Source organism: Klebsiella sp. RCJ4, from assembly GCF_009025755.1.
Taxonomy (GTDB): domain Bacteria; phylum Pseudomonadota; class Gammaproteobacteria; order Enterobacterales; family Enterobacteriaceae; genus Klebsiella; species Klebsiella michiganensis.
In genome coordinates, this window is the sequence record NZ_WCIN01000001.1 from 1 (window position 1) to 21,133 (window position 21,133).

The window sequence follows — 21,133 nt, forward strand, 5'->3', positions numbered from 1 at the left end:
GCGGCGCTTGACGCGCCTTGCCCGGGCTACAGATTCGTGCGTTCTGCAGGTTTGGCAGCCTGGACAGATGCGCAGCATCGCCTCCGGGAAATGCTCCCTGTGGGAAAAATTCCTCACGACATTTTCTGCACAATCGGCTATCTTGTTTAGCATATAAAACACCATGACCGGTTAATACCTTTCTTCAGGCATTATTACGGTCTGAAAGTTAAGCCAGTGAAACGAGACTGCAAGATGAGCGTAATGTTTGACCCGGAAGCGGCGATTTATCCTTTTCCTCCGAAGCCCATGCCGTTAAACCGCGATGAGAAGCACTTTTATCGCGAAAAAATTAAACGCCTGCTGCGCGAGCGCGATGCGGTGATGGTGGCCCATTACTATACCGACCCCGAAATTCAGCAGCTGGCCGAAGAGACCGGCGGCTGTATCTCCGATTCTCTGGAGATGGCGCGCTTCGGCGCCCGACATTCTGCCTCGACGCTGTTGGTCGCCGGCGTGCGCTTTATGGGAGAAACGGCGAAAATTCTCAGCCCGGAAAAAACCATCCTGATGCCCACGCTCCACGCGGAGTGCTCGCTCGATCTGGGCTGCCCGATCGAGGAGTTTAGCGCTTTCTGCGATGCGCATCCGGATCGTACGGTCGTGGTCTACGCCAATACTTCAGCGGCGGTAAAGGCGCGCGCCGACTGGGTTGTGACGTCGAGCATCGCCGTGGAACTCATTGAGCATCTTGATAGCATGGGTGAAAAAATCATCTGGGCGCCGGACCGCCATTTAGGCAGCTATGTGCAGAAACAGACCGGCGCCGACGTACTGTGCTGGCAGGGCGCCTGCATCGTTCATGATGAATTCAAAACTCAAGCGCTGGCGAGAATGCGGGCGCTTTATCCGCAGGCCGCGGTTCTGGTTCACCCGGAATCACCGCAGGCGATTGTCGATATGGCTGACGCGGTGGGGTCAACCAGCCAGTTGATCAATGCCGCTAAAACGCTGCCGCACAAGCAGCTCATCGTCGCCACCGACCGCGGCATTTTCTACAAAATGCAGCAGGCGGTACCGGAAAAAGAGCTGCTGGAAGCGCCTACGGCAGGCGAAGGGGCAACCTGTCGCAGCTGCGCCCACTGTCCGTGGATGGCGATTAACGGCCTGCAGGCGATTGCGGAAGGGCTGGAAAAGGGAGGCGTTGAACATGAAATTCACGTTGATGAACAGCTGCGAACCGGGGCGCTGGTTCCGCTAAACAGAATGCTCGATTTTGCGGCTACACTTCGGGGATAGCTCATTACTGCGTTACAGAACGCTCTGGGGATAAGATGGATTTTTTTAGTACGCAGAACATATTAGTGCATATACCCATTGGCGCCGGGGGATATGACCTGTCGTGGATTGAAGCGGTCGGCACCGTCGCAGGATTGCTGTGCATCTGGCTGGCGAGCCTGGAGAAGATTGCCAACTATGCCTTTGGGCTGATCAACGTCACGCTGTTTGCCATTATCTTCTTTCAGATCCAGCTCTACGCCAGCCTTCTGCTGCAGATCTTTTTCTTCGCGGCCAACGTCTACGGCTGGTACGCCTGGTCACGACAAACCAGCGATAACCAGGCGGAACTGCAAATCCGCTGGCTGCCGCTGCCGAAAGCGTTAGGCTGGCTGGCGGCCTGCGTGGTGGCGATTGGCCTGATGACGGTATTTATCGATCCGGTTTTTGCGTTTCTCACCAGGATTGCCGTCGCGCTGATGCACACCCTGGGCCTGCAGGTTGCTATGCCGGCGCTGCAGCCAGACGCGTTCCCGTTCTGGGACTCCTGCATGATGGTTCTCTCGGTTGCGGCGATGATCCTGATGACGCGCAAATACGTCGAAAACTGGCTGCTGTGGGTGATTATCAACGTCATCAGCGTGGTTATTTTCGCCCTGCAGGGCGTTTATGCGATGTCGCTCGAATATCTGCTGCTGACCTTCATCGCCCTCAACGGCAGCCGTATGTGGATTAACAGCGCGCGTGAGCGCGGCTCTCACGCGTTTTCCCGTTAATGGTGATGATGATGTCCATGCCCGGCGTGCGTCATGTTCAGACGGCACTCCGGGCCGCTGCAGGGCTGATACTCCATCTGAACCGTAATGTGTTCAATTTCATACTTATGCTGTAAGAAGCCCTGGATTCGTTCAAGCAGGCCGTCGTGATCGTGCGGCGGTACCACCTGCACGTGCAGCGTCATCACCGTTTTTTCTCCAACCAGCCACGCATGAACGTGGTGTACGTCGCGAACTTCCGGTATCGAGCGGCGCAAATCGCGCTTTAAGGCGTCGACGTCAAGCGAACGCGGCGCGCCCTCCAGCAGCTCATTAACGCTCTCCTGCAGCAAACGCCATGCGCTGCGCAGAACCAGGCACGATACCAGCACGGACAGAATAGGATCGATAGGCGTCCAGCCGGTGGTGATGATCACGATTGCGGCAATAATGGCCCCAACCGAACCGAGTAGATCCCCCAGCACATGCAGAGCGGCGGCCCGCACGTTGAGGTTACGCTCTTCACTGCCGCGATGGAGGATCCAGAAGGCCAGAATATTGGCCAGCAGGCCGGCAACGGCGATGATCATCATGGTTTTACCGGCTACCGGTTGCGGATGATGAAAACGCTGAATGGCCTCCCAGACGATTAATATCGTAATGACCACCAGGGCGATAGCATTGAGAAAGGCCGCCAGCGTGGTCAGCCGCAGCCAGCCAAAGGTGTGTTGAGCATTAGGCGGGCGACTGGCGAAACGCACGGCCAGAAAGGCGAACAGCAGCGCTGCGGCGTCCGTCAGCATATGCCCGGCATCGGCCAGCAGCGCCAGCGAACCTGAAATGAGTCCGCCTGCAACCTCAACCAACATGAATCCGGCCGTGACGCAGAACGCCAGCAGCAGCCGACGGGCATTATTATCTTCGGTGGATTGCGGAGAATTATGCGAGTGTGATTGCCCCATGGTGCCATCCCTACATTATTATTTTGATGATTACTTTATGACATGATTCACCTCTTGGGGTGAATAAAATGAAAAAAGGAGAGCCTTAGCTCTCCTTCCGGGCGGATACCGCGCAGATTATTGGGTGGTACCGTCGGTTTTCGTCGCCTCGTCCTGGCCGACCTTTTTATCGGTATCCGGGCAGCGGCCATCTTTGCACATTGAGTTTTTGTGGACTTCATCGCTCGACATCCCGTCGTGGTTCATGGTCGAGCCGTTGGGGTGGAGCATGGTGCCGCCGGTATCGGTGGAACCGGCGTTAATGTTACCGTTGTCCACGTTGTTTGGCGCCACGTTTTCACGCGCGTCGGGGGCGACCTGACCCGCGTCGGCTGCCGAATTGGCCTGCCCGTTGTTCGACTGCGCGCCGGTATCGGCGGCCAGCGCCGCGCCGCTGGCCAGGCCCAGAGTTGCTGCGAGGAGAAGACTGGTTAGCTTGTTCATTTTCATTGGATGCTCCTGTTATATCGATTTACCGAATTACCTCTTCCAACGGTGCATTGCCGGAGGTTCTACTCGTTGTGGTTAAAGCTTCGCTGTTAGCGATCGGCATTAATATATAATGCTGAATGCTAAAGAAAATTAAGTTCTAACAGTTAAAAATTATAGCTTGTGGCCACTATTCCGCGACTTTATGGCGTTTTTTAGCCTATTTCCAGGAATATTCTGCCGCTACTGTAAAATCACGTTTACACTTTTTGAGCGAAGAGATAGATTGGAGGGATTGCATTTAACTAGATAAGTATGGCAACGCTGGAAATAAGATGAATTATCAGAACGACGATTTACGCATTAAAGAGATCAACGAATTATTACCTCCCGTTGCGCTCCTGGAAAAATTCCCCGCTACCGAAAACGCCGCCAACACCGTTGCGCATGCGCGCAAAGCGATCCACCAGATCCTTAAAGGTCATGACGATCGGCTGCTGGTCGTGATCGGTCCATGCTCCATTCACGATCCGGCGGCGGCAAAAGAGTATGCCGAGCGTCTGCTCGCGCTTCGCGAAGAGCTTAAAGGCGAGCTGGAAATCGTGATGCGCGTGTATTTTGAAAAACCGCGCACCACCGTGGGCTGGAAAGGGCTGATCAACGATCCGCATATGGATAACAGCTTCCGCATCAACGATGGTCTGCGGATCGCGCGCAAGCTGCTGCTTGATATTAACGACAGCGGACTGCCAGCGGCCGGGGAGTTCCTCGATATGATCACCCCGCAGTATCTTGCCGACCTGATGAGCTGGGGCGCGATTGGCGCGCGTACCACCGAGTCACAGGTGCACCGCGAACTCTCTTCCGGCCTCTCCTGCCCGGTAGGCTTTAAAAACGGCACAGATGGCACCATTAAAGTCGCTATCGACGCCATCAATGCCGCCGGCGCGCCGCACTGTTTCCTGTCGGTGACCAAATGGGGACATTCGGCGATTGTGAACACCAGCGGCAATAGCGATTGCCATATTATCCTGCGTGGCGGTAAAGAGCCGAACTACAGCGTGCAGCACGTGGCAGAAGTGAAGGTGGGTCTGGCGAAAGCAGGCCTGCCCGCTCAGATCATGATCGATTTCAGCCATGCCAACTCCAGCAAACAGTTTAAAAAGCAGATGGATGTCGGCACAGACGTATGCCAGCAGGTTGCCGGCGGCGAGCGGGCGATTATGGGCGTGATGATCGAAAGCCATCTGGTGGAAGGCAATCAGAGCCTCGACAGCGGTGAGCCGCTGGCCTACGGTAAAAGCATTACTGATGCCTGTATCGGGTGGGAAGATACCGATACGCTGCTTCGCCAGCTGGCGAATGCGGTAAAAGCGCGCCGCGGTTAGGTTTTACGACGAGTCTCAAAATAAAAAAGCGTGGAGGGCTCCACGCTTTTTTTACATCCCGCGAAAATTACTTCGCTTTACCCTGGTTCGCTACGGCAGCGGCTTTCGCGGCGATCTCGTCGGCGTTACCCAGATAGTAATGTTTAATAGGCTTGAAGTTCTCGTCGAACTCATACACCAGCGGTACGCCGGTCGGGATGTTCAGTTCGAGGATCTCTGCTTCGCCCATGTTGTCGAGGTATTTCACCAGCGCGCGCAGGGAGTTACCGTGAGCGGCGATAATCACGCGCTCACCGCTTTTCAGACGCGGCAGAATGGTTTCATTCCAGTACGGTACGACGCGGTCGATGGTCAGCGCCAGGCTCTCGGTGGTAGGCAGCTCAGCGTCGGTCAGTTTTGCATAGCGCGGATCGTGACCCGGGTAGCGCTCGTCGTCTTTGGTCAGCTCCGGCGGCGTTACCGCAAAGCCGCGACGCCACTGCTTAACCTGCTCGTCACCGTATTTTTCAGCGGTTTCCGCTTTGTTGAGGCCCTGCAGCGCACCGTAGTGACGCTCGTTCAGTTTCCATGACTTTTCTACCGGCAGCCAGGCCTGATCCAGTTCGTCCAGCACGTTCCACAGGGTGTGGATGGCACGTTTCAGCACAGAGGTATAAGCAAAGTCGAAGCTGAAGCCTTCTTCTTTCAGCAGCTTACCGGCCGCTTTTGCTTCACCCACGCCTTTTTCAGACAGGTCAACGTCATACCAACCGGTGAAACGGTTTTCGTTGTTCCATTGGCTTTCGCCGTGACGAACGAGTACCAGCTTAGTTACAGCCATACACTTACTCCTCAATACACGTCATCTTTCTCGCCGCCTTGATGCGACCCGAAATCTGTAGTGTGTATATTTATTGATTGATAACTATTCTCATTATATTGCCGCGACTTACCTCACGGCAATGCTTATCCCTAACCATAGCGAAAATAGTCGCTCAGTGTAAGGTGCTTGTAAAACAGAGGTTATGTTTTTGTCTGTAAGTGGCGTATTTTTCAGCGAAAGGATAAAAAAAGCCCTCCATCAGGAGGGCTGGATATTATTTCGCAATAAACTGATATTCCGTCAGGCTGACGTACTCTTCGCCGGGGCGCAGTACGCAATCCGGCTGCGGCCATTCCGGATGGTTCGGTGAATCCGGCAGGAACTCGCTCTCCAGAGCCAGACCTTGCCAGTCAGCGTAAGGCTGCGCCGTGCGCGACGGCGTGCCGGCCAAATAGTTGCCGGAGTAGAACTGCAGCGCCGGAGCGGAGGTATAGACCGTCATCTGCAGCTTTTCGTCCTGCGACCAGACGTGAGCCGCCGGGCTTTTGGCATCGCCCAGCGCCTGGAGCAGAAAGGCGTGGTCGTAACCTTTGACCTTTTGCTGGTCTTCATCGCGCAGGAAATCGTCCGCCAGCATCTTCGGCGTGCGGAAATCGAAGCTGGTCAGGGTGACGTTTTGCAAATCGCCTCCCGGAATACCGTCGCTCTCAACGGGCAGATACGCATCGGCAAAGATTTGCAGCCTATGGCTACGCACGTCGCTCTGCACGCCATCAAGATTGAAATAGACGTGGTTGGTCAGGTTTACCGGGCAGGGCTGATCAACGGTGGCGCGATACTCGATGGCGATACGATTATCGTCGGTCAGGCGGTAGTGCGCCGTAGCCGTCAGATTGCCGGGGAACCCCTGATCGCCATCGTGGGAGGAGAGTGAAAACAGCGCGTGACGATCGTCGGCGCTGACAATCTGCCAGCGGCGCTTATCAAATCCTTCAGGACCGCCGTGCAGCTGATGGCCGGCCTCGTTGGAGGGCGTCAGATTAACGCTATGGCCATCAAGGGAAAAGCGGCTGTTGGCGATACGGTTCGCGTAACGGCCTACGGAAGCGCCGAGATAGGCGGCCTGGCGCGTATAGTCGCCAGGGGTCGCGCAGCCGAGCAGCGCTTCGCGTACGCTGCCGTCGGCCAGCGTCACGCGCGCGGAGAGCAGCGTCGCGCCCCAGTCCATTACGGTGACCGTCATGCCTGCGTCGTTACGCAGGGTGAGGAGATTCCACGGCTGGCCGTCCGGCGCCAGCTCCGTTGTTGGGTTTAGCATTGTCCAGCTCCCTGCGACGGTTTGCAGACGTAAAAGGTCTCTTTGATACCGGTTTTCGCTTCATACTCTTTGGCAACGGCCTGCTGTACGGTCTCGACCAGATCTTCCGGCACCAGGGCGACGATACAGCCGCCGAAACCGCCGCCGGTCATGCGAACGCCGCCTTTATCGCCGATGGTCGCCTTGACGATGTCCACCAGGGTATCAATCTGCGGGACGGTGATTTCAAAATCATCGCGCATGGAGGCGTGGGATTCCGCCATCAGCTCGCCCATCCGCAGCAGGTCGCCTTTTTCCAGCGCCGCGGCGGCTTCTACGGTGCGGGCGTTTTCAGTCAGCACGTGGCGAACGCGTTTGGCGACCACCGGGTCAAGCTCATGGGCGACGGCGTTGAACTCTTGCAACGTGACGTCGCGCAGGGCCGGCTGCTGGAAGAAACGCGCGCCGGTTTCACACTGTTCGCGGCGAGTGTTGTATTCGCTGCCGACCAGAGTGCGCTTAAAGTTACTGTTAATAATCACCACCGCGACGCCTTTCGGCATCGAGACCGCTTTGGTCCCCAAGGAGCGGCAGTCGATCAGCAGCGCGTGATCTTTTTTACCGAGCGCGGAGATCAGCTGGTCCATAATGCCGCAGTTGCAGCCGACGAACTGGTTTTCCGCTTCCTGGCCGTTCAGCGCGATTTGCGCGCCGTCGAGCGGCAGATGGTACAGCTGCTGGAACACGGTGCCGACGGCGACTTCCAGCGAAGCCGAAGAGCTTAACCCCGCGCCCTGCGGCACGTTGCCGCTGATGACCAGATCCGCGCCGCCGAAAGCGTTATTCCGCTGCTGGAGATGCTTCACCACGCCGCGGACATAGTTTGACCACTGCTGGGCATCGTGGCTGGTAATCGGCGAGTCGAGAGAGAATTCATCGGTCTGATTGTCGTAATCGGCGGCAATCACCCGCACGGTACGATCGTCGCGCGGCGCACAGGCGATGACCGTCTGGTAATCAATGGCGCAGGGCAGCACGAACCCATCGTTATAGTCGGTATGCTCGCCGATCAGGTTAACGCGGCCAGGGGCCTGGATAACATGGCTGGCCGGATAGCCAAATTTCTCAGCAAACAGGGCTTGGGTTTTCTCTTTCAGACTCATGGTTATACTCCGGATTCGCGAAAATGGACGTCGCTCACAGCGCGCAGACGTTCGGCGGCCTGCTCGGCCGTCAGGTCACGCTGGGTTTCAGCCAGCATTTCATAGCCGACCATAAATTTACGCACCGTCGCGGAGCGCAGCAGCGGCGGATAAAAATGCGCGTGCAGCTGCCAGTGATTATTCTCTTCATCGTTAAACGGCGCGCCGTGCCAGCCCATAGAGTAGGGGAATGAGCACTGAAACAGATTGTCGTAACGGCTGGTCAGCTTTTTCAGCGCCAGCGCGAGGTCGCTGCGCTGGTCATCGGTTAAATCAGTCAGGCGCTGTACGTGCGCTTTCGGCAACAGCAGCGTCTCGAAGGGCCACGCTGCCCAGTAAGGGACCACCGCGAGCCAGTGTTCGGTCTCGACGACGGTGCGGCTACCGTCGGCTAATTCGCGCTGCGCGTAATCCACCAGCATCGGCGCGCCGTGCTCGGTGAAGTACGCTTTTTGCAGACGATCTTCGCGTTCCGCCTCGTTAGGCAGAAAGCTGTTTGCCCACACCTGACCATGCGGATGTGGGTTGGAGCAGCCCATTGCCGCGCCTTTATTTTCAAAGACCTGCACCCACGGGTAGGTTTTTCCGAGGTCGGCGGTCTGCTTCTGCCACGTTTTAACCACGCCTTCCAGCGCCTCCACGCTCAGTTCCGGCAGCGTTTTGCTGTGGGCTGGCGAGAAGCAGATGACCCGGCTGGTACCGCGGGCGCTCTGACAGCGCATAAGCGGGTCGTCGCTTTCCGGGGCGTCAGGGGTATCGGTCATCAAAGCCGCAAAGTCATTGGTAAAAACAAACGTACCGGTGTAGTTCGGGTTTTTGTCGCCGGTGACGCGGGTATTACCCGGGCACAGGAAACAGTCCGGGTCGTGCGCGGGCAAGGTCTGTTTTGCCGGCGTTTCCTGCGCCCCCTGCCAGGGGCGCTTGGCGCGATGCGGAGAAACCAGAATCCACTGCCCGGTTAACGGGTTATAACGACGATGTGGATGGTCGACGGGGTTAAATACGCTCATGAAGGTTCCTTAGTCGGGATAACCCTGCGGATGACGGGACTGCCAGTGCCAGGTGTCCTGCGCCATTTCGTCAAGGTTGCGCGTCACGCGCCAGTTCAGCTCGCGATCGGCCTTTTCAGCGTCCGCCCAGTAGGCCGGGAGGTCGCCTTCGCGGCGCGGTGCGAAGTGGTAGTTAATCGGTTTGCCGCAGGCTTTGCTAAATGCGTTGACCACGTCGAGCACGCTGCTGCCGACGCCTGCGCCAAGGTTATAGATATGCACGCCGGCTTTATCGGCCAGTTTTTCCATCGCCGCGACGTGGCCGTCTGCCAGGTCCATCACGTGAATGTAGTCGCGTACGCCGGTGCCATCTTCGGTTGGGTAGTCGTTGCCGAATACCGCCAGCGATTCACGACGGCCAACCGCGACCTGCGCGATATACGGCATCAGGTTGTTCGGAATACCCTGCGGATCTTCCCCCATATCGCCCGACGGATGCGCGCCGACCGGATTGAAGTAGCGCAGCAGCGCGATGCTCCAGTCCGGCTGCGCTTTTTGCAGGTCGGTCAGGATCTGCTCAACCATCAGCTTGCTTTTACCGTAAGGGCTCTGAGGCGTACCGGTCGGGAAGCTTTCGACGTAAGGGATTTTGGGCTGGTCGCCGTAGACGGTCGCGGAGGAGCTGAAAATAAAGTTTTTCACGCCCGCGGCGCGCATGGCGGAAACGAGTTTCAGTGTGCCAGTTACGTTGTTGTCGTAGTACTCCAGCGGCTTAGCGACGGATTCCCCGACGGCTTTCAGGCCGGCGAAATGGATCACCGCTTCAATGGCGTGATCGTGGAGAATTTCCGTCATCAGCGCTTCGTTACGAATGTCGCCTTCGACAAAGGTGGCGCTTTTCCCGCCGAGACGTTCAATGATTGGCAATACGCTGCGCTTACTGTTGCAGAGATTGTCGAGAATAATCACTTCGTGTCCCTGCAGTAGCAGTTGAACGCAGGTGTGACTTCCAATGTAACCGCTACCACCTGTAACCAGTACTTTCATGATTCGCTCCAATAGGCTTATCGTGTGAGAAGAAGATAGCATACCAAAGAAGCCAAAAGTGTGACACAGGCCAAATTGGTGGAATCGTTTACACTAAAATTTTTAAACAGCCCATTTGAGTTTTTTTGTTTTAAAAACAGGGTGATGTTATGTCTGGTAGCTATTATTCTGAAAAAAACAGGGATCAGCAGACCCCTGTAGAGGCTTAATTTTACAGCGGATCCAGCTGGTAAGTGTAACCGTCTCCACTACTCACAAAGGCCAGTCGGTGGGTGATACAGTCCGGGGCGTCTTCGGCGTGATGAGAGACAAACAGCAGCTGCGTCGCCCCTTCGCCAATCAGCACATCAACGAAGCGGCGCACCAGCTGGCGGTTGAGCGGGTCCAGCCCCTGCAGCGGTTCGTCAAGGATCAGCAGAGTGGGGTGTTTGACCAGGGCGCGGACGATCAGCGCCAGCCGCTGCTGCCCCCAGGAGAGGCTATGGAACGGCGCATCGGCGGTGCGTTTGTCGATACCCAGAATATCCAGCCAGTTCTGCACCAGCTTATGCTGCTTGTCGGAAACGGCCTGATAGATGCCGATTGAGTCGAAGTAGCCGGAGAGAATCACGTTACGCACGTTGGTGCTGACGCGGTATTCAAGGTGCAGGCTGCTGCTGACGTAGCCAATATGCTTTTTGATATCCCAGATGGTTTCACCGCTGCCGCGGCGGCGGCCAAACAGGGTCAGGTCGTTACTGTATCCCTGAGGATGGTCGCCGGCGATCAGGCTGAGCAGCGTGGATTTACCGGCGCCGTTGGGGCCGACTATCTGCCAGTGTTCGCCAGGGTTCACCGTCCAGCTCAGGCGGTTAATGATCGGACGATCGTTGTACGAAACCATGCCGTCGTTCAGCACGATGAGCGGCGCTTCGGCGTCCAGCGCAAGACGCGCTGCCGGTGCGTCCGGCTCCGGCAGCGTCATGCCGTCAAGCTTTTCGCTATGCGCGAGCTGGGCAATAAGCGCCTGCTGCAGCAGGGCCTGCTTTTCGCCGGTTTCGCTCAGCACGCAGTCCGCCAGTACCCCGGCATACTGAACGAACGCCGGGATCTCGTCAAAACGATTGAGGACCAGCACCAGGGTGATACCTTCGCCGTTCAGCGCGGCCAACATCCCGGCGAGCTGCTGGCGCGAGGCGACATCAAGACCGTCGAACGGCTCATCAAGAATAAGCAGGTCGGGATCGCCCATCAGCGCCTGGCACAGCAGGGTCTTGCGCGTTTCGCCGGTTGAGAGATATTTAAAACGGCGTTCGAGCAGGTGGCTAATTGCAAACTGTTCAGCAAGGCGGGCGCAGCGGGAGGGGTCTTTAAACTCATCCTGGATAATTTCCGCCGTCGTGCGGCCGGTGTCTTCTTCTCCCGGGCTGAGCAAATCGGTGTTATTGCGCTGCCACTCATCGCTGACCAGCTTTTGCAGCTGCTCAAAAGAGAGACGGGTGATGCGCGAGAAGGTGCACTCACGCTGCCCGCTTAGCAGGGTCAGCTCGCCGGAGAGCGCCCGCGCAAGCGCCGATTTCCCGCTGCCGTTGCTGCCGACGAAAGCCCAGCTCTCGCCAGCCTGCACGCGGAGGTGTTCAATATTTAACGTTTTTGTATCGCTAAGACGAAACGTGCCTTGCGAAATTTGCAACAATGACATTGTGTATCCCACTTTTTGCAGCGATTTGCTTCAGGGATACGTCTTCGCGAGCGCAATGTCAATGCCGTTAGCACAACGTGGCAAGAATGATGCGATCGGCATTAAAATATGCTATCACCTCCGCCCCTTCCGCCAGATCGCGCGTCTGTTCCACCGGCAGGGTGGCGCAAAGGCTCTGCCCATCCGGGAGCGCCATCAGCACTTCACACTGTTCCGGCCCGCGTTCGATGTGGTTGATACGTCCGGCCAGCTGGTTGTCGGCCCGTTCCGCCTGTGCGGCATCCTGAGTAATGCCAACCCACGGCGCTTTCAGCAGCACTAGTACTTCCTGGCCTTCCTCAAGGCCCAGACGATCGGCGCTTTGGGCGGTAATCGCGACCTTAAAGCGGGTTTGGCCGTCGGCCAGCAGAACGTCAACGTGCTGCTGGACCTGCTGATGGTCGCGGCCGGTAATGGTGCCGAACCACTGGTTGCGCGCGCTGGTCTGCAGAGAGAATCGCGAAATGGCAGCCAGCAGGCTGTCGAGGGGAAGGGCGTCATCATCGCTCAGGACATCGAACGCTTTCTGCTGAATCTGCGCCAGCAGGTCGTAGAGCTGAATCAGCCGCTGCCCGTAGCGGGTGAGGACCGCGCCGCCGCCGCCTTTGCCGCCGGTCGCCCGGTCAACCAGGGTCTGCTCGCTGAGCTGATTCATTTCATTAATCGCATCCCAGGCGCTTTTATAGCTAATGCCCGCGTTTTTTGCCCCCTGGCTAATCGAGCCGGTCTGTTCAATCTGTTTCAGCAGGGCGATACGGCGAGGATCGGCGAACAGGCGCTGCTGTAATTTGAGGGTAAGAAGAATTTCAGCCTGCATAATCATATCCTGATGAAAAAGGGTATTGTGACCGATAGCGGTCATCTTGCAAGATGCATCTCTCACGGTGGCCAGCGGGGCACCGCACAAATGGGGCGTGTTTTTCCGGCTGAATTGGTTACAATAAACTATTCGTACTTTCTGGAGCCAACCATGTTAGAGCTATTGAAAAGTCTGGTTTTTGCCGTAGTCATGGTCCCTGTGGTGATGGCGGTCATTCTGGGCCTGATTTACGGGCTGGGCGAAGTGTTTAACCTCTTCTCCGGAGCCGGTCATAAAGACAGCAGACCGCAAAATCACTGATTTCCCCCGCGCCCGGTTCTGCCGGGCGTTCTTATTTCTTCCCCCCCCCTCCATTTTTCGAACGCTGATTACCCCTAATTTTCGCTGGGAAAAACCTGGCGCTATCGTTATATTGTCTACTACATAACGAACTGACGGGAGATTCAGATGACAGGTCAATGGTTACGCTTTTTTGCCGGAGCAACGTTAACGCTCTCCATTGCGGGCCACGCGCTGGCGGAAGAGGGCAAAGTGACGGTTTTTGCCGCGGCATCGCTCACCAACGCCATGCAGGATATCGCCAAAGAGTATAAAAAAGAGAAGGGCGTGGAGGTGGTTTCTTCATTTGCCTCTTCATCGACCCTGGCACGGCAGATTGAAGCGGGGGCGCCGGCGGATCTGTTTATCTCCGCCGATCAAAAATGGATGGATTACGCGGTCGAGAAAAAGAGCATTGATACCGCCTCGCGCGCGACCCTTCTCGGTAACAGCCTGGTTGTCGTGGCGCCAAAAGCCAGCGCGCAGGGCGAGATAAACATCAGTGATAAAACCGACTGGACCAGCCTGCTGAAGGGCGGCCGCCTGGCCGTAGGTGACCCGGAACACGTGCCGGCTGGCATCTATGCGAAAGAGGCGCTGCAAAAGCTGGGAGCTTGGGAAACCCTGTCGCCGAAGCTGGCGCCGGCAGAAGACGTGCGCGGCGCGCTGGCCCTGGTTGAACGCAGCGAAGCGCCGCTGGGGATCGTTTACGGCTCCGATGCGGTCGCCAGCAAGGGAGTAAAAGTTGTCGGTACCTTCCCGGAAGATTCGCATAAGAAAGTGGAATATCCGCTGGCAATCGTCGACGGCCATAAAAATGCCACGGTCAGCGCGTTTTATGACTATTTAAAAGGGCCGGAAGCGTCCGCTATCTTTAAACGTTACGGATTTACTACCCACTAATGTTCTTAAGCGATCCTGAATGGCAGGCGGTACTGCTGAGCCTGAAAGTCTCCTCCCTGGCGGTGGTACTGAGCTTGCCTTTTGGCATCTTTTTCTCCTGGCTGCTGGTGCGACGAGATTTTCCCGGTAAAGCGCTGCTCGATAGCATTCTCCACCTGCCGCTGGTACTGCCACCGGTGGTGGTAGGGTATCTCTTGCTGATCGCGATGGGGCGACGCGGTTTTATCGGCAGCTGGCTGTATGACTGGTTTGGTCTGAGCTTCGCGTTTAGCTGGCGCGGCGCGGTACTGGCGGCGGCGGTGATGTCCTTTCCGCTGATGGTGCGGGCCATTCGCCTCGCGCTGGAAGGGGTGGACATTAAGCTCGAGCAGGCGGCGCGTACCCTCGGCGCTGGCCGCTGGCGGGTGTTTTTCACTATTACATTACCGTTGACGCTACCCGGCATTATCGTTGGCACCGTGCTGGCTTTCGCCCGCTCGCTGGGCGAATTTGGCGCCACCATCACGTTTGTTTCCAATATTCCCGGCGAAACGCGCACCATCCCTTCGGCCATGTATACCCTGATCCAGACCCCCGGGGGAGAAGGCGCGGCCGCGCGTTTATGCTTGATTTCGATTGCGCTGGCGCTGGTATCGCTGCTGATTTCCGAATGGCTGGCCCGCCTCAGCCGTCAGCGGATGGGGAAATAAACATGCTTGAGCTCGATTTTACCCAGACGCTGGGTACCCACTGTCTGCAAATTTGCGAGACGCTTCCCGCCAGCGGCATTACGGCAGTGTTCGGCGTCTCCGGCGCGGGTAAAACCTCGCTGATTAACGCCATTAGCGGCCTGACGCGCCCGCAGCAGGGGCGCATCGTCCTCAACGGCAGAGTGCTGAACGACGTTGATAAAGGTATCTGCCTGGCGCCGGAAAAGCGCCGCATTGGCTACGTTTTTCAGGACGCGCGCCTGTTTCCGCACTATAAAGTGCGCGGCAATCTGCAATATGGCATGGCGAAGTCTATGGCGGCGCAGTTTGACAAGCTGGTGGCGCTGCTCGGCATTGCGCCGCTGCTTGACCGCCTGCCGGGCGGCCTCTCCGGTGGGGAGAAGCAGCGGGTGGCGATTGGCCGGGCGCTGCTTACCGCGCCGGAGCTGCTGCTGCTGGACGAGCCGCTGGCATCGCTGGATATTCCGCGCAAGCGCGAGCTGTTGCCCTATCTGCAGCGTCTGGCGCGTGAAATCAAGATCCCGATGCTGTACGTCAGCCACTCTCTGGATGAAATCCAGCATCTGGCGGATAACGTGCTGGTGCTGGAAGAGGGGAAAGTGAAAGCCTTTGGCTGTCTGGAAGAGGTGTGGAGCAGCAGCGTGATGCACCCCTGGCTTCCCCAGGAGCAGCAAAGCACGATCCTGAACGTGACCGTTGCCGCTCAGCATCCGCAGTATGCCATGACCGCGCTGGCGCTGGGGGATCGGCAGATATGGGTTAACCGTCTTGACAGGCCGCAGGGCGAAAGCGCGCGGATCCGCATTCAGGCCTCGGACGTTTCTCTGGTACTGCAGCCCGCTCAGCAAACCAGTATCCGCAATATTTTACCCGCGCAGGTCATGCAGTGTATTGAAAGTCATGGGCAGGTTGAGGTCAGGCTGGAGATAAGCGGCCGTACCCTGTGGGCGCGCATCAGCCCCTGGGCGCGCGATGAGCTGGGGGTGACCCCGGGCCAGCGGCTGTATGCGCAGATAAAAAGCGTGTCGATAGCCGCCTGATTACAGCAGGTGGCGATAGATGTAGTCGGCGATGCTGGTGGTTTCGTTTTCACCGATCACCACGTTGGCGCGCGCTTTGACCTCCTCCACCGCGTTGCCCATCGCCACGCCGGTACCGGCGGCTTCCAGCATGCTGAGGTCGTTATAGTTGTCGCCGAAGGCGATAACATCCTGCATCGACAGGCCCTGCGACGCGACCCACTGCGCCAGGCGTTTGCCTTTGCTGTTGCCTTCCCGGGCAATGTCCACCTGATCGTGCCACGACCATTCGCACTCCAGACCCAGCGTCTGGCCAACGTGTTGGGCAAAGCGCTGCAGTTTGGCGGTATCTTCATCGGTCAGGGCGAATTTCCACACGGCGTTAACTTCGCGGGCCGCCTGCGCCAGAGAATCGACCTGAGTGAATACCGGACGCTGCTCGACGGGCAGCGACTGCGCCCAGCTGGCGGTGCGGATAACGTGCCCGGTCGGCTGCTCGTACAGCATGGCGTCATCGACGTACATCAGGCCGTGAATATCATGCTCGTTCAGCATTTCCGTCAGGCTCAGGGCTTTATCTACCGGCATCGGGTCGGATTCAAGCACCTTTTTTGCATGATAATCATACAAATAAGTGCCATTGCAGCAAATTGCAGGTGTATCCAGCGCCAGCGCCTGATAAAAAGGATGGATAGCGACGTGATGTCGGCCGGTGACGACGATGATCTGATATCCCGCGTCTTTGGCGCGAGCCAGCGCATCGAGCGAGGCGGGGAGGATGGTCTTTTTGCCGGTTAAGAGCGTGCCGTCTAAATCGAGGGCAATCACGCGTGAGGTCATGGGTTGTTTCCGGTTAATGATGAAAAGTTAGCAGGCTATGATGGTACACCGCTGTGCCATTCCGGCAAACTTTTCAGCATCTACCGCTAAAGAGCCGATACACTTGATCTTTCAGGCTGCCAGGAGGCAACCTGCAGAGCGTTGTGTATGCATATTGTGTTTTTCAGGGTGTCGTTAGTCTGAAAAATGAAATTTCCACGTGCAGTGAGGAAGGAGTATTCATGAAACAAACCGTTTATACCGCCAGCCCGGAAAGCCAGCAGATTCACGTCTGGGATCTGGATCTTGAGGGGAAACTGACCCTGGTGCAGGTTGTTGATGCCCCGGGCCAGGTGCAGCCGATGGTGGTGAGCCCGAACAAAGAGTTTCTCTACGTCGGCGTGCGTCCGGAGTTTCGCGTACTGGCCTACCGCATTGCGCCCGATAATGGCGCCCTGACTTTCGCCGGTGAAGCCGCGCTGCCGGGTAGCCCAACGCATATTTCTACCGATCGTCAGGGGCGCTTTGTGTTCAGCGCTTCCTATAACGCGGGCTGCGTGAGCGTTACGCCGCTGGTGGACGGCCTGCCGCGAGAAGCGGTGGCGGTGGTTGAAGGTCTGGAAGGCTGCCACTCGGCAAATATCTCTCCGGATAATCGCACCCTGTGGGTACCGGCGCTGAAGCAGGATCGTATCTGCCTGTTTACCCTGAGCGACGACGGTTTCCTCGCAGAGCAGGAGCCGGCTGAAGTGACCACCGTTGAAGGCGCGGGCCCGCGTCACATGGTTTTCCATCCGAATCAGCAATACGGCTACTGCGTCAACGAACTGAACAGCTCCGTTGACGTCTGGGAGCTGAAAGATCCGTACGGAAAAATCGAATGCGTGCAGACGCTGGACATGATGCCGACTGATTTTGCCGGCGTGCGCTGGGCGGCGGATATCCATCTGACCCCGGATGGCCGTCATCTCTACGCCTGCGATCGTACCGCCAGCATTATCACTATCTTCAGCGTCTCGGAAGACGGCAGCGTGCTGTCCATCGAAGGCTATCAGAATACCGAGACCCAGCCGCGCGGCTTTAACCTCGATCATAGCGGCAAATATCTGATCGCCGCCGGTCAGAAATCGCATCATATCGCGGTGTATGAAATCAAAGGCGAGCAGGGACTGCTCCAGGAAAAAGGGCGCTATGCCGTAGGCCAGGGCCCGATGTGGGTCGTGGTCAACGCTCGCTAAGTTCTCTGTCAGTGACGAAACCTCGCCGCGGCGAGGTTTTTTTACGCCTGCGCAGGGGCTACTTCACCCGCATACGATACTCAATCATGCCGCTTTTCTCCGCGACCCAGTTATACAGACGCTGGCCCCGAAGGTTGGTCTCATGCGTGTGCCAGTACAGGCTGGCTGCGTGACGTTTGCGCGCCTGCAGCTGAACATACTCAATCAGCTGTTTGCCGATATGCTGACCGCGAACGGCCGGGTCAACGAAGAGGTCCTCCAGATAGCAGTAGTCGCTTTCGGCCCAGGTGGAGCGGTGGAAGAGATAATGTACGAAACCCACTATCCTGCCTTCCTGTTTTGCCACTGCGCAGAACATCGGTTCGGCGGGATGGAAAAAGCGCTTCCAGGTGAGCTGCGTGATGGTTTCCGGGATGTCGACGCGATAAAACGTCTGGTAGCTTTTCCACAGCGGCAGCCACTGGGCAAAGTCGCTTTCAGCCGCGGGGTGGAGGGTTACCTGCGCGAGGTTAACGTCGGTTTTGTTGCTATTCATGGCTGTTCCTTATTTTTATCAACCGGATGGTTTGACCTGGCGCTATGGTAGGTGCTGTTCTGGTTCCTAAAAAGTGACACTTTCTGTATATTTATAGGATCCACTTTTATGCCGTCGATGCCCGCTGCCGCTCATGCCAAAACCCATTGCCCCTCTGTTTCAGGAACTGTTATTAGCCCGCGGCGTGATTAAAGATCAGGTCTACCACGCCCTGCGTCAGGCGATTCTGGATGGCCGATTGTCGGCGGGTTCAAAAATCCCCTCCAGCCGGGCGCTGGCTGAGATGATGGCGATCTCGCGAAACTCGGTTATTGCCGGTTTTGACCGCCTGATGGATGAGGGGTACCTGGTCACTCGCAAGGGGGCGGGCACCTTTGTCTGCGAGCATATCCCGGATAACCTCATTAGCGAGTATGACGCGTCGACGCCGCCCGAAACGGCAATAGCCGCCGCAGGGCCGCTTAATCCTGAGGTCGCCGCACTGGTGTCATCATGGTCAGAAAGAGAGGACAGCGGCGAAATGCGTCAGGTTTTTGCCGTCGGTATCGGCTGTACCGATCTCTTCCCTCATGCTTTATGGGGGCGGCTGCTGGGGCGCGTCTGGCGGCAATCGCGTCGTGAGCTGGGAGCGCACGCCACGCCCTATGGATATCAACCTCTACGCCAGGCGATTAGTCGCTATATTCAGGCGACGCGCGGCGTCAATTGCCACGAAGATCGGGTGATCATTGTCAACGGTATTCAGCAAGCGCTTTCCATCACCGCTCAGGCTTTACTGGAAAAGGGCGATGAGGTCTGGCTCGACGATCCCGGATACAACGGCGCCCGCGGCGCATTCGCCGCCAGGGGAGCGGTGGTCCGGCCCGTTCGGGTTGACGAGGAGGGCATGGATATTCAGGATGGCATTCGCCATTACCCGCAAGCTAAGCTGGTCTATACCGCGCCGTCGCACCAGTTCCCGCTCAGTGGAACGCTTAGCCTGCCCAGAAGGCTCGCCTTACTGGAATGGGCGGAAGCCCATCGGGCGTGGATATTTGAAGACGATTACAATAGCGAATTCCGCTATGCCGCCCGCTCTCTGCAGGCGTTGCAGGGGTTAGATAATCATCAGCGCGTCATCTACGCGGGCACATTTTCTAAGATGATGTATCCGGAGTTCCGGCTGGGCTTTTTAGTGGTCCCCGAGCATTTGCGTGAACAGTTTGCCATGACGAAATATTACACCGATCTCTGTAGTGGATATCTCGAACAGGCCGTCCTGGCTCGTTTCATCAGCGAGGGGCACTATGCCAGCCACGTCCGTCGTATTCGCAAAGCCTGTTTTGAGCGTAAAAGCGCGCTGGAGGCGGCGATTGCACGCTACTTTGCCGGGCGCATGGTCGTACATCCAACGGATTCGGGTATTCACATAGTCTGCTGGCTATCAGCGGGTTTAAAGGCAGAAGAGGTCGTCGCTAAGGCGCGCCAGCCAGGTTTCGGCGTGCAGACGTTTGAGCGCTATTGTCAGCGGCCGATGTCGCGCGAAGGAGTTTTATTCGGTTTTGCAAACCATCCCCCAGCGGTTTTGACCGAGGGAATTCGCCGCCTGGCTGCGATGTTTTAGCTCAGCAATACGGGAAATATTTTGCAGGGGATTAATGGCATTCATTGCCGGGTTATATTGCAGACAAAGATTATCTTTTTGGAAAACCTGCCCCGTCCTGATTATTCATCTGACAATAGGGGCAGCGTTTTAAAAAGAGAGATACCGCGCCTGGATTTAAAGTATATCCACGGCTTCTGTAATAATATAACCATTCGCTTAGCGATATGTGACTTCCCTGTTTAATTACAGCCGGTTAATAAATCAGATATCATCCATGGTGTAGCTGACGACGATTTCCAGGGTTTTGCGGATAACGTCTGCAGTTACGACATCGCTGGTGGTTTCCAGCGCCGTAATTAACCACAAAATAATCGCCTTGTTGCTGAGATGACCCTCAGACTCAAGGATGCTGCTGATAGCCAGCGACATCACCGCTGATTCATCGATCAGTCTGTCGCCTGCGTTGCGGAAATATTCAGAGAGTGCGGTATCGTTCAGGCCTGCGTAAATATCCGGTTGCTGATGCATAGTCTGTCTCATCATATTCTCTACTTTGTAAGTTAAACATTAGACCAGTAGTGGTCAGTGTATTTTATTCGTACCTGGCTGCTGAGGGGAACCTAATAACGAATTCGGCTCATCCCAATTATGCTTAGCGCCTGAAGTACCCACGGTATTGTTTTTTCCACGGCGAGCTACCATATTACTGATTTCATCGATAATACGCCCAATTGCATTCCGCCGCTTTTTATCCTGTTCCCCAGCCTGCATGGCCTGGAGTTTCCCGATCAGTGCTTGTTTACTAATAGGCCCCTTATTTTTGAGTAGAGAGAGGACAGCCTCTCCAATCAATAAATCGGTTAGTGGATCATAATCATTGCGATTCATAACGGTATCTCTGATCATTGTCATCTCCTTGACTGGGAATTTAGTAGCAAGCCGGTAATCCGTGTCAGATACTGGCCCATCCCTTATATTTCCTCATTCAGTAACGACTTAAATCACCAGATAGCTGAAGCCACTTTTATCACTGATGCTCAAACAAGAGACCAATCAACGTTTGATAATGGTTTTCTTCTTCAGGTTCTGAAGCCACTTCAAGGCGACCCAGCAGTTTCGTACACAGGGATTTGCGATTCAGGTTGCGTCCTTCATTAAGGATATCCATTACAATCTGCCCTAACGTCTCCTGCTGCGAAGGTAACGACGCTTTATTGAAGTAGTGGGCAATAGCGTTAGCCGTGTCAGGAATGTAACCGTTCTGCTGCATATGTGCTCCTGTCAGTTCAATTATCAGTG

At 56.4% G+C, this 21,133-nt stretch carries 23 protein-coding genes; 9 read left to right on the plus strand and 14 right to left on the minus strand.

Features of this window, described 5'->3' with window-relative positions; translation table 11 throughout:
* The first annotated feature begins 234 nt into the window (after window positions 1-234).
* Together nadA and pnuC are read left to right on the plus strand one after the other, a co-directional pair.
* Window positions 235-1,278 carry a quinolinate synthase NadA gene (gene nadA, locus F8562_RS00005; RefSeq protein ID WP_151891878.1) on the plus strand — a complete coding sequence of 348 codons (1,044 nt, stop codon included), beginning with the start codon at window positions 235-237 and terminating at the stop codon, window positions 1,276-1,278.
* Between the two features lie 35 nt (window positions 1,279-1,313).
* Window positions 1,314-2,033, plus strand: a complete 720-nt coding sequence (gene pnuC, locus F8562_RS00010; RefSeq protein WP_014228459.1) for a nicotinamide riboside transporter PnuC — start codon at window positions 1,314-1,316, stop codon at window positions 2,031-2,033.
* On the opposite strand, the gene zitB is transcribed toward pnuC, so the two are convergent.
* Both zitB and F8562_RS00020 read right to left on the minus strand, forming a co-directional pair.
* Window positions 2,030-2,974 (minus strand): CDF family zinc transporter ZitB, encoded by a 945-nt coding sequence (gene zitB / locus F8562_RS00015; RefSeq protein WP_014228460.1) that lies wholly within the window; start codon window positions 2,972-2,974, stop codon window positions 2,030-2,032. The genes pnuC and zitB overlap by 4 nt on opposite strands.
* A 117-nt stretch (window positions 2,975-3,091) precedes the next feature.
* On the minus strand, window positions 3,092-3,463 hold the full coding sequence (locus F8562_RS00020; protein WP_014228461.1) for a YbgS-like family protein: 372 nt from the start codon (window positions 3,461-3,463) through the stop codon (window positions 3,092-3,094).
* Window positions 3,464-3,777: 314 nt separating this feature from the next.
* Here F8562_RS00020 and aroG point away from each other — a divergent pair, with 314 nt between their 5' ends.
* Complete coding sequence (aroG, locus tag F8562_RS00025; RefSeq protein WP_094909288.1) at window positions 3,778-4,830, plus strand: 3-deoxy-7-phosphoheptulonate synthase AroG; 1,053 nt, start codon at window positions 3,778-3,780, stop codon at window positions 4,828-4,830.
* A gap of 67 nt (window positions 4,831-4,897) precedes the next feature.
* On the opposite strand, the gene gpmA is transcribed toward aroG, so the two are convergent.
* The 7 genes from gpmA to modE all read right to left on the minus strand — a co-directional run bounded on the left by gpmA (window position 4,898) and on the right by modE (window position 12,704).
* Complete coding sequence (gpmA, locus tag F8562_RS00030; protein ID WP_004100351.1) at window positions 4,898-5,650, minus strand: 2,3-diphosphoglycerate-dependent phosphoglycerate mutase; 753 nt, start codon at window positions 5,648-5,650, stop codon at window positions 4,898-4,900.
* Window positions 5,651-5,906: 256 nt separating this feature from the next.
* Window positions 5,907-6,950 carry a galactose-1-epimerase gene (gene galM, locus F8562_RS00035; protein WP_014228463.1) on the minus strand — a complete coding sequence of 348 codons (1,044 nt, stop codon included), beginning with the start codon at window positions 6,948-6,950 and terminating at the stop codon, window positions 5,907-5,909.
* Window positions 6,944-8,092, minus strand: coding sequence for a galactokinase (gene galK / locus F8562_RS00040; RefSeq protein ID WP_014228464.1), 1,149 nt, complete (start codon window positions 8,090-8,092; stop codon window positions 6,944-6,946). Before galK ends, galM begins: the two co-directional genes overlap by 7 nt.
* Before the next feature lie 2 nt (window positions 8,093-8,094).
* On the minus strand, window positions 8,095-9,141 hold the full coding sequence (gene galT, locus F8562_RS00045; protein ID WP_094909287.1) for a galactose-1-phosphate uridylyltransferase: 1,047 nt from the start codon (window positions 9,139-9,141) through the stop codon (window positions 8,095-8,097).
* Window positions 9,142-9,150: 9 nt separating this feature from the next.
* On the minus strand, window positions 9,151-10,167 hold the full coding sequence (gene galE, locus F8562_RS00050; protein ID WP_004130603.1) for a UDP-glucose 4-epimerase GalE: 1,017 nt from the start codon (window positions 10,165-10,167) through the stop codon (window positions 9,151-9,153).
* A 211-nt stretch (window positions 10,168-10,378) separates the two neighbouring features.
* The gene (gene modF / locus F8562_RS00055; RefSeq protein ID WP_014837851.1) at window positions 10,379-11,848 is read right to left on the minus strand and encodes a molybdate ABC transporter ATP-binding protein ModF; all 1,470 of its coding nucleotides are present in this window, start codon (window positions 11,846-11,848) and stop codon (window positions 10,379-10,381) included.
* 67 nt (window positions 11,849-11,915) lie between these two features.
* Complete coding sequence (gene modE, locus F8562_RS00060; protein ID WP_004848991.1) at window positions 11,916-12,704, minus strand: molybdenum-dependent transcriptional regulator; 789 nt, start codon at window positions 12,702-12,704, stop codon at window positions 11,916-11,918.
* Window positions 12,705-12,857: 153 nt separating this feature from the next.
* Here modE and F8562_RS00065 point away from each other — a divergent pair, with 153 nt between their 5' ends.
* The 4 genes from F8562_RS00065 to modC all read left to right on the plus strand — a co-directional run bounded on the left by F8562_RS00065 (window position 12,858) and on the right by modC (window position 15,678).
* Window positions 12,858-13,007 carry an AcrZ family multidrug efflux pump-associated protein gene (locus F8562_RS00065; RefSeq protein ID WP_004848993.1) on the plus strand — a complete coding sequence of 50 codons (150 nt, stop codon included), beginning with the start codon at window positions 12,858-12,860 and terminating at the stop codon, window positions 13,005-13,007.
* 147 nt (window positions 13,008-13,154) lie between these two features.
* Window positions 13,155-13,928 (plus strand): molybdate ABC transporter substrate-binding protein, encoded by a 774-nt coding sequence (gene modA / locus F8562_RS00070; protein ID WP_014228467.1) that lies wholly within the window; start codon window positions 13,155-13,157, stop codon window positions 13,926-13,928.
* Window positions 13,928-14,617, plus strand: coding sequence for a molybdate ABC transporter permease subunit (gene modB, locus F8562_RS00075; RefSeq protein ID WP_004848997.1), 690 nt, complete (start codon window positions 13,928-13,930; stop codon window positions 14,615-14,617). Before modA ends, modB begins: the two co-directional genes overlap by 1 nt.
* A gap of 2 nt (window positions 14,618-14,619) precedes the next feature.
* The gene (gene modC, locus F8562_RS00080; RefSeq protein ID WP_014228468.1) at window positions 14,620-15,678 is read left to right on the plus strand and encodes a molybdenum ABC transporter ATP-binding protein ModC; all 1,059 of its coding nucleotides are present in this window, start codon (window positions 14,620-14,622) and stop codon (window positions 15,676-15,678) included.
* Here modC and F8562_RS00085 read toward each other — a convergent pair whose 3' ends face one another.
* A complete protein-coding gene (locus tag F8562_RS00085) occupies window positions 15,679-16,497 on the minus strand; it encodes a pyridoxal phosphatase (RefSeq protein ID WP_014228469.1) in 819 nt (272 codons plus the stop codon).
* A gap of 221 nt (window positions 16,498-16,718) precedes the next feature.
* Here F8562_RS00085 and pgl point away from each other — a divergent pair, with 221 nt between their 5' ends.
* Window positions 16,719-17,714, plus strand: coding sequence for a 6-phosphogluconolactonase (gene pgl, locus F8562_RS00090; RefSeq protein WP_014837853.1), 996 nt, complete (start codon window positions 16,719-16,721; stop codon window positions 17,712-17,714).
* Window positions 17,715-17,772: 58 nt separating this feature from the next.
* Here pgl and F8562_RS00095 read toward each other — a convergent pair whose 3' ends face one another.
* A complete protein-coding gene (locus tag F8562_RS00095) occupies window positions 17,773-18,249 on the minus strand; it encodes a GNAT family N-acetyltransferase (RefSeq protein ID WP_014228471.1) in 477 nt (158 codons plus the stop codon).
* A 133-nt stretch (window positions 18,250-18,382) separates the two neighbouring features.
* Here F8562_RS00095 and F8562_RS00100 point away from each other — a divergent pair, with 133 nt between their 5' ends.
* Entirely contained in the window at window positions 18,383-19,852 is a 1,470-nt protein-coding gene (locus F8562_RS00100; RefSeq protein ID WP_014837854.1) for a PLP-dependent aminotransferase family protein, read from the plus strand.
* A 243-nt stretch (window positions 19,853-20,095) separates the two neighbouring features.
* On the opposite strand, the gene F8562_RS00105 is transcribed toward F8562_RS00100, so the two are convergent.
* From F8562_RS00105 to ycgZ, 3 genes are all read right to left on the minus strand, one after another.
* Window positions 20,096-20,362, minus strand: a complete 267-nt coding sequence (locus tag F8562_RS00105) for a biofilm development regulator YmgB/AriR family protein (RefSeq protein ID WP_004849010.1) — start codon at window positions 20,360-20,362, stop codon at window positions 20,096-20,098.
* A gap of 54 nt (window positions 20,363-20,416) precedes the next feature.
* Complete coding sequence (locus F8562_RS00110) at window positions 20,417-20,740, minus strand: hypothetical protein (RefSeq protein WP_032694536.1); 324 nt, start codon at window positions 20,738-20,740, stop codon at window positions 20,417-20,419.
* A 121-nt stretch (window positions 20,741-20,861) separates the two neighbouring features.
* Entirely contained in the window at window positions 20,862-21,104 is a 243-nt protein-coding gene (ycgZ, locus tag F8562_RS00115; protein WP_004849015.1) for a regulatory protein YcgZ, read from the minus strand.
* Window positions 21,105-21,133: the final 29 nt, after the last annotated feature.

Coding starts and splice junctions, on each gene's coding strand:
- nadA (WP_151891878.1), top strand. CDS start 235: ATGAGCGTAATGTTTGACCCGGAAGCGGCGATTTATCCTTTTCCTCCG.
- pnuC (WP_014228459.1), top strand. CDS start 1,314: ATGGATTTTTTTAGTACGCAGAACATATTAGTGCATATACCCATTGGC.
- zitB (WP_014228460.1), bottom strand. CDS start 2,974: ATGGGGCAATCACACTCGCATAATTCTCCGCAATCCACCGAAGATAAT.
- F8562_RS00020 (WP_014228461.1), bottom strand. CDS start 3,463: ATGAAAATGAACAAGCTAACCAGTCTTCTCCTCGCAGCAACTCTGGGC.
- aroG (WP_094909288.1), top strand. CDS start 3,778: ATGAATTATCAGAACGACGATTTACGCATTAAAGAGATCAACGAATTA.
- gpmA (WP_004100351.1), bottom strand. CDS start 5,650: ATGGCTGTAACTAAGCTGGTACTCGTTCGTCACGGCGAAAGCCAATGG.
- galM (WP_014228463.1), bottom strand. CDS start 6,950: ATGCTAAACCCAACAACGGAGCTGGCGCCGGACGGCCAGCCGTGGAAT.
- galK (WP_014228464.1), bottom strand. CDS start 8,092: ATGAGTCTGAAAGAGAAAACCCAAGCCCTGTTTGCTGAGAAATTTGGC.
- galT (WP_094909287.1), bottom strand. CDS start 9,141: ATGAGCGTATTTAACCCCGTCGACCATCCACATCGTCGTTATAACCCG.
- galE (WP_004130603.1), bottom strand. CDS start 10,167: ATGAAAGTACTGGTTACAGGTGGTAGCGGTTACATTGGAAGTCACACC.
- modF (WP_014837851.1), bottom strand. CDS start 11,848: ATGTCATTGTTGCAAATTTCGCAAGGCACGTTTCGTCTTAGCGATACA.
- modE (WP_004848991.1), bottom strand. CDS start 12,704: ATGCAGGCTGAAATTCTTCTTACCCTCAAATTACAGCAGCGCCTGTTC.
- F8562_RS00065 (WP_004848993.1), top strand. CDS start 12,858: ATGTTAGAGCTATTGAAAAGTCTGGTTTTTGCCGTAGTCATGGTCCCT.
- modA (WP_014228467.1), top strand. CDS start 13,155: ATGACAGGTCAATGGTTACGCTTTTTTGCCGGAGCAACGTTAACGCTC.
- modB (WP_004848997.1), top strand. CDS start 13,928: ATGTTCTTAAGCGATCCTGAATGGCAGGCGGTACTGCTGAGCCTGAAA.
- modC (WP_014228468.1), top strand. CDS start 14,620: ATGCTTGAGCTCGATTTTACCCAGACGCTGGGTACCCACTGTCTGCAA.
- F8562_RS00085 (WP_014228469.1), bottom strand. CDS start 16,497: ATGACCTCACGCGTGATTGCCCTCGATTTAGACGGCACGCTCTTAACC.
- pgl (WP_014837853.1), top strand. CDS start 16,719: ATGAAACAAACCGTTTATACCGCCAGCCCGGAAAGCCAGCAGATTCAC.
- F8562_RS00095 (WP_014228471.1), bottom strand. CDS start 18,249: ATGAATAGCAACAAAACCGACGTTAACCTCGCGCAGGTAACCCTCCAC.
- F8562_RS00100 (WP_014837854.1), top strand. CDS start 18,383: ATGCCAAAACCCATTGCCCCTCTGTTTCAGGAACTGTTATTAGCCCGC.
- F8562_RS00105 (WP_004849010.1), bottom strand. CDS start 20,362: ATGCATCAGCAACCGGATATTTACGCAGGCCTGAACGATACCGCACTC.
- F8562_RS00110 (WP_032694536.1), bottom strand. CDS start 20,740: ATGATCAGAGATACCGTTATGAATCGCAATGATTATGATCCACTAACC.
- ycgZ (WP_004849015.1), bottom strand. CDS start 21,104: ATGCAGCAGAACGGTTACATTCCTGACACGGCTAACGCTATTGCCCAC.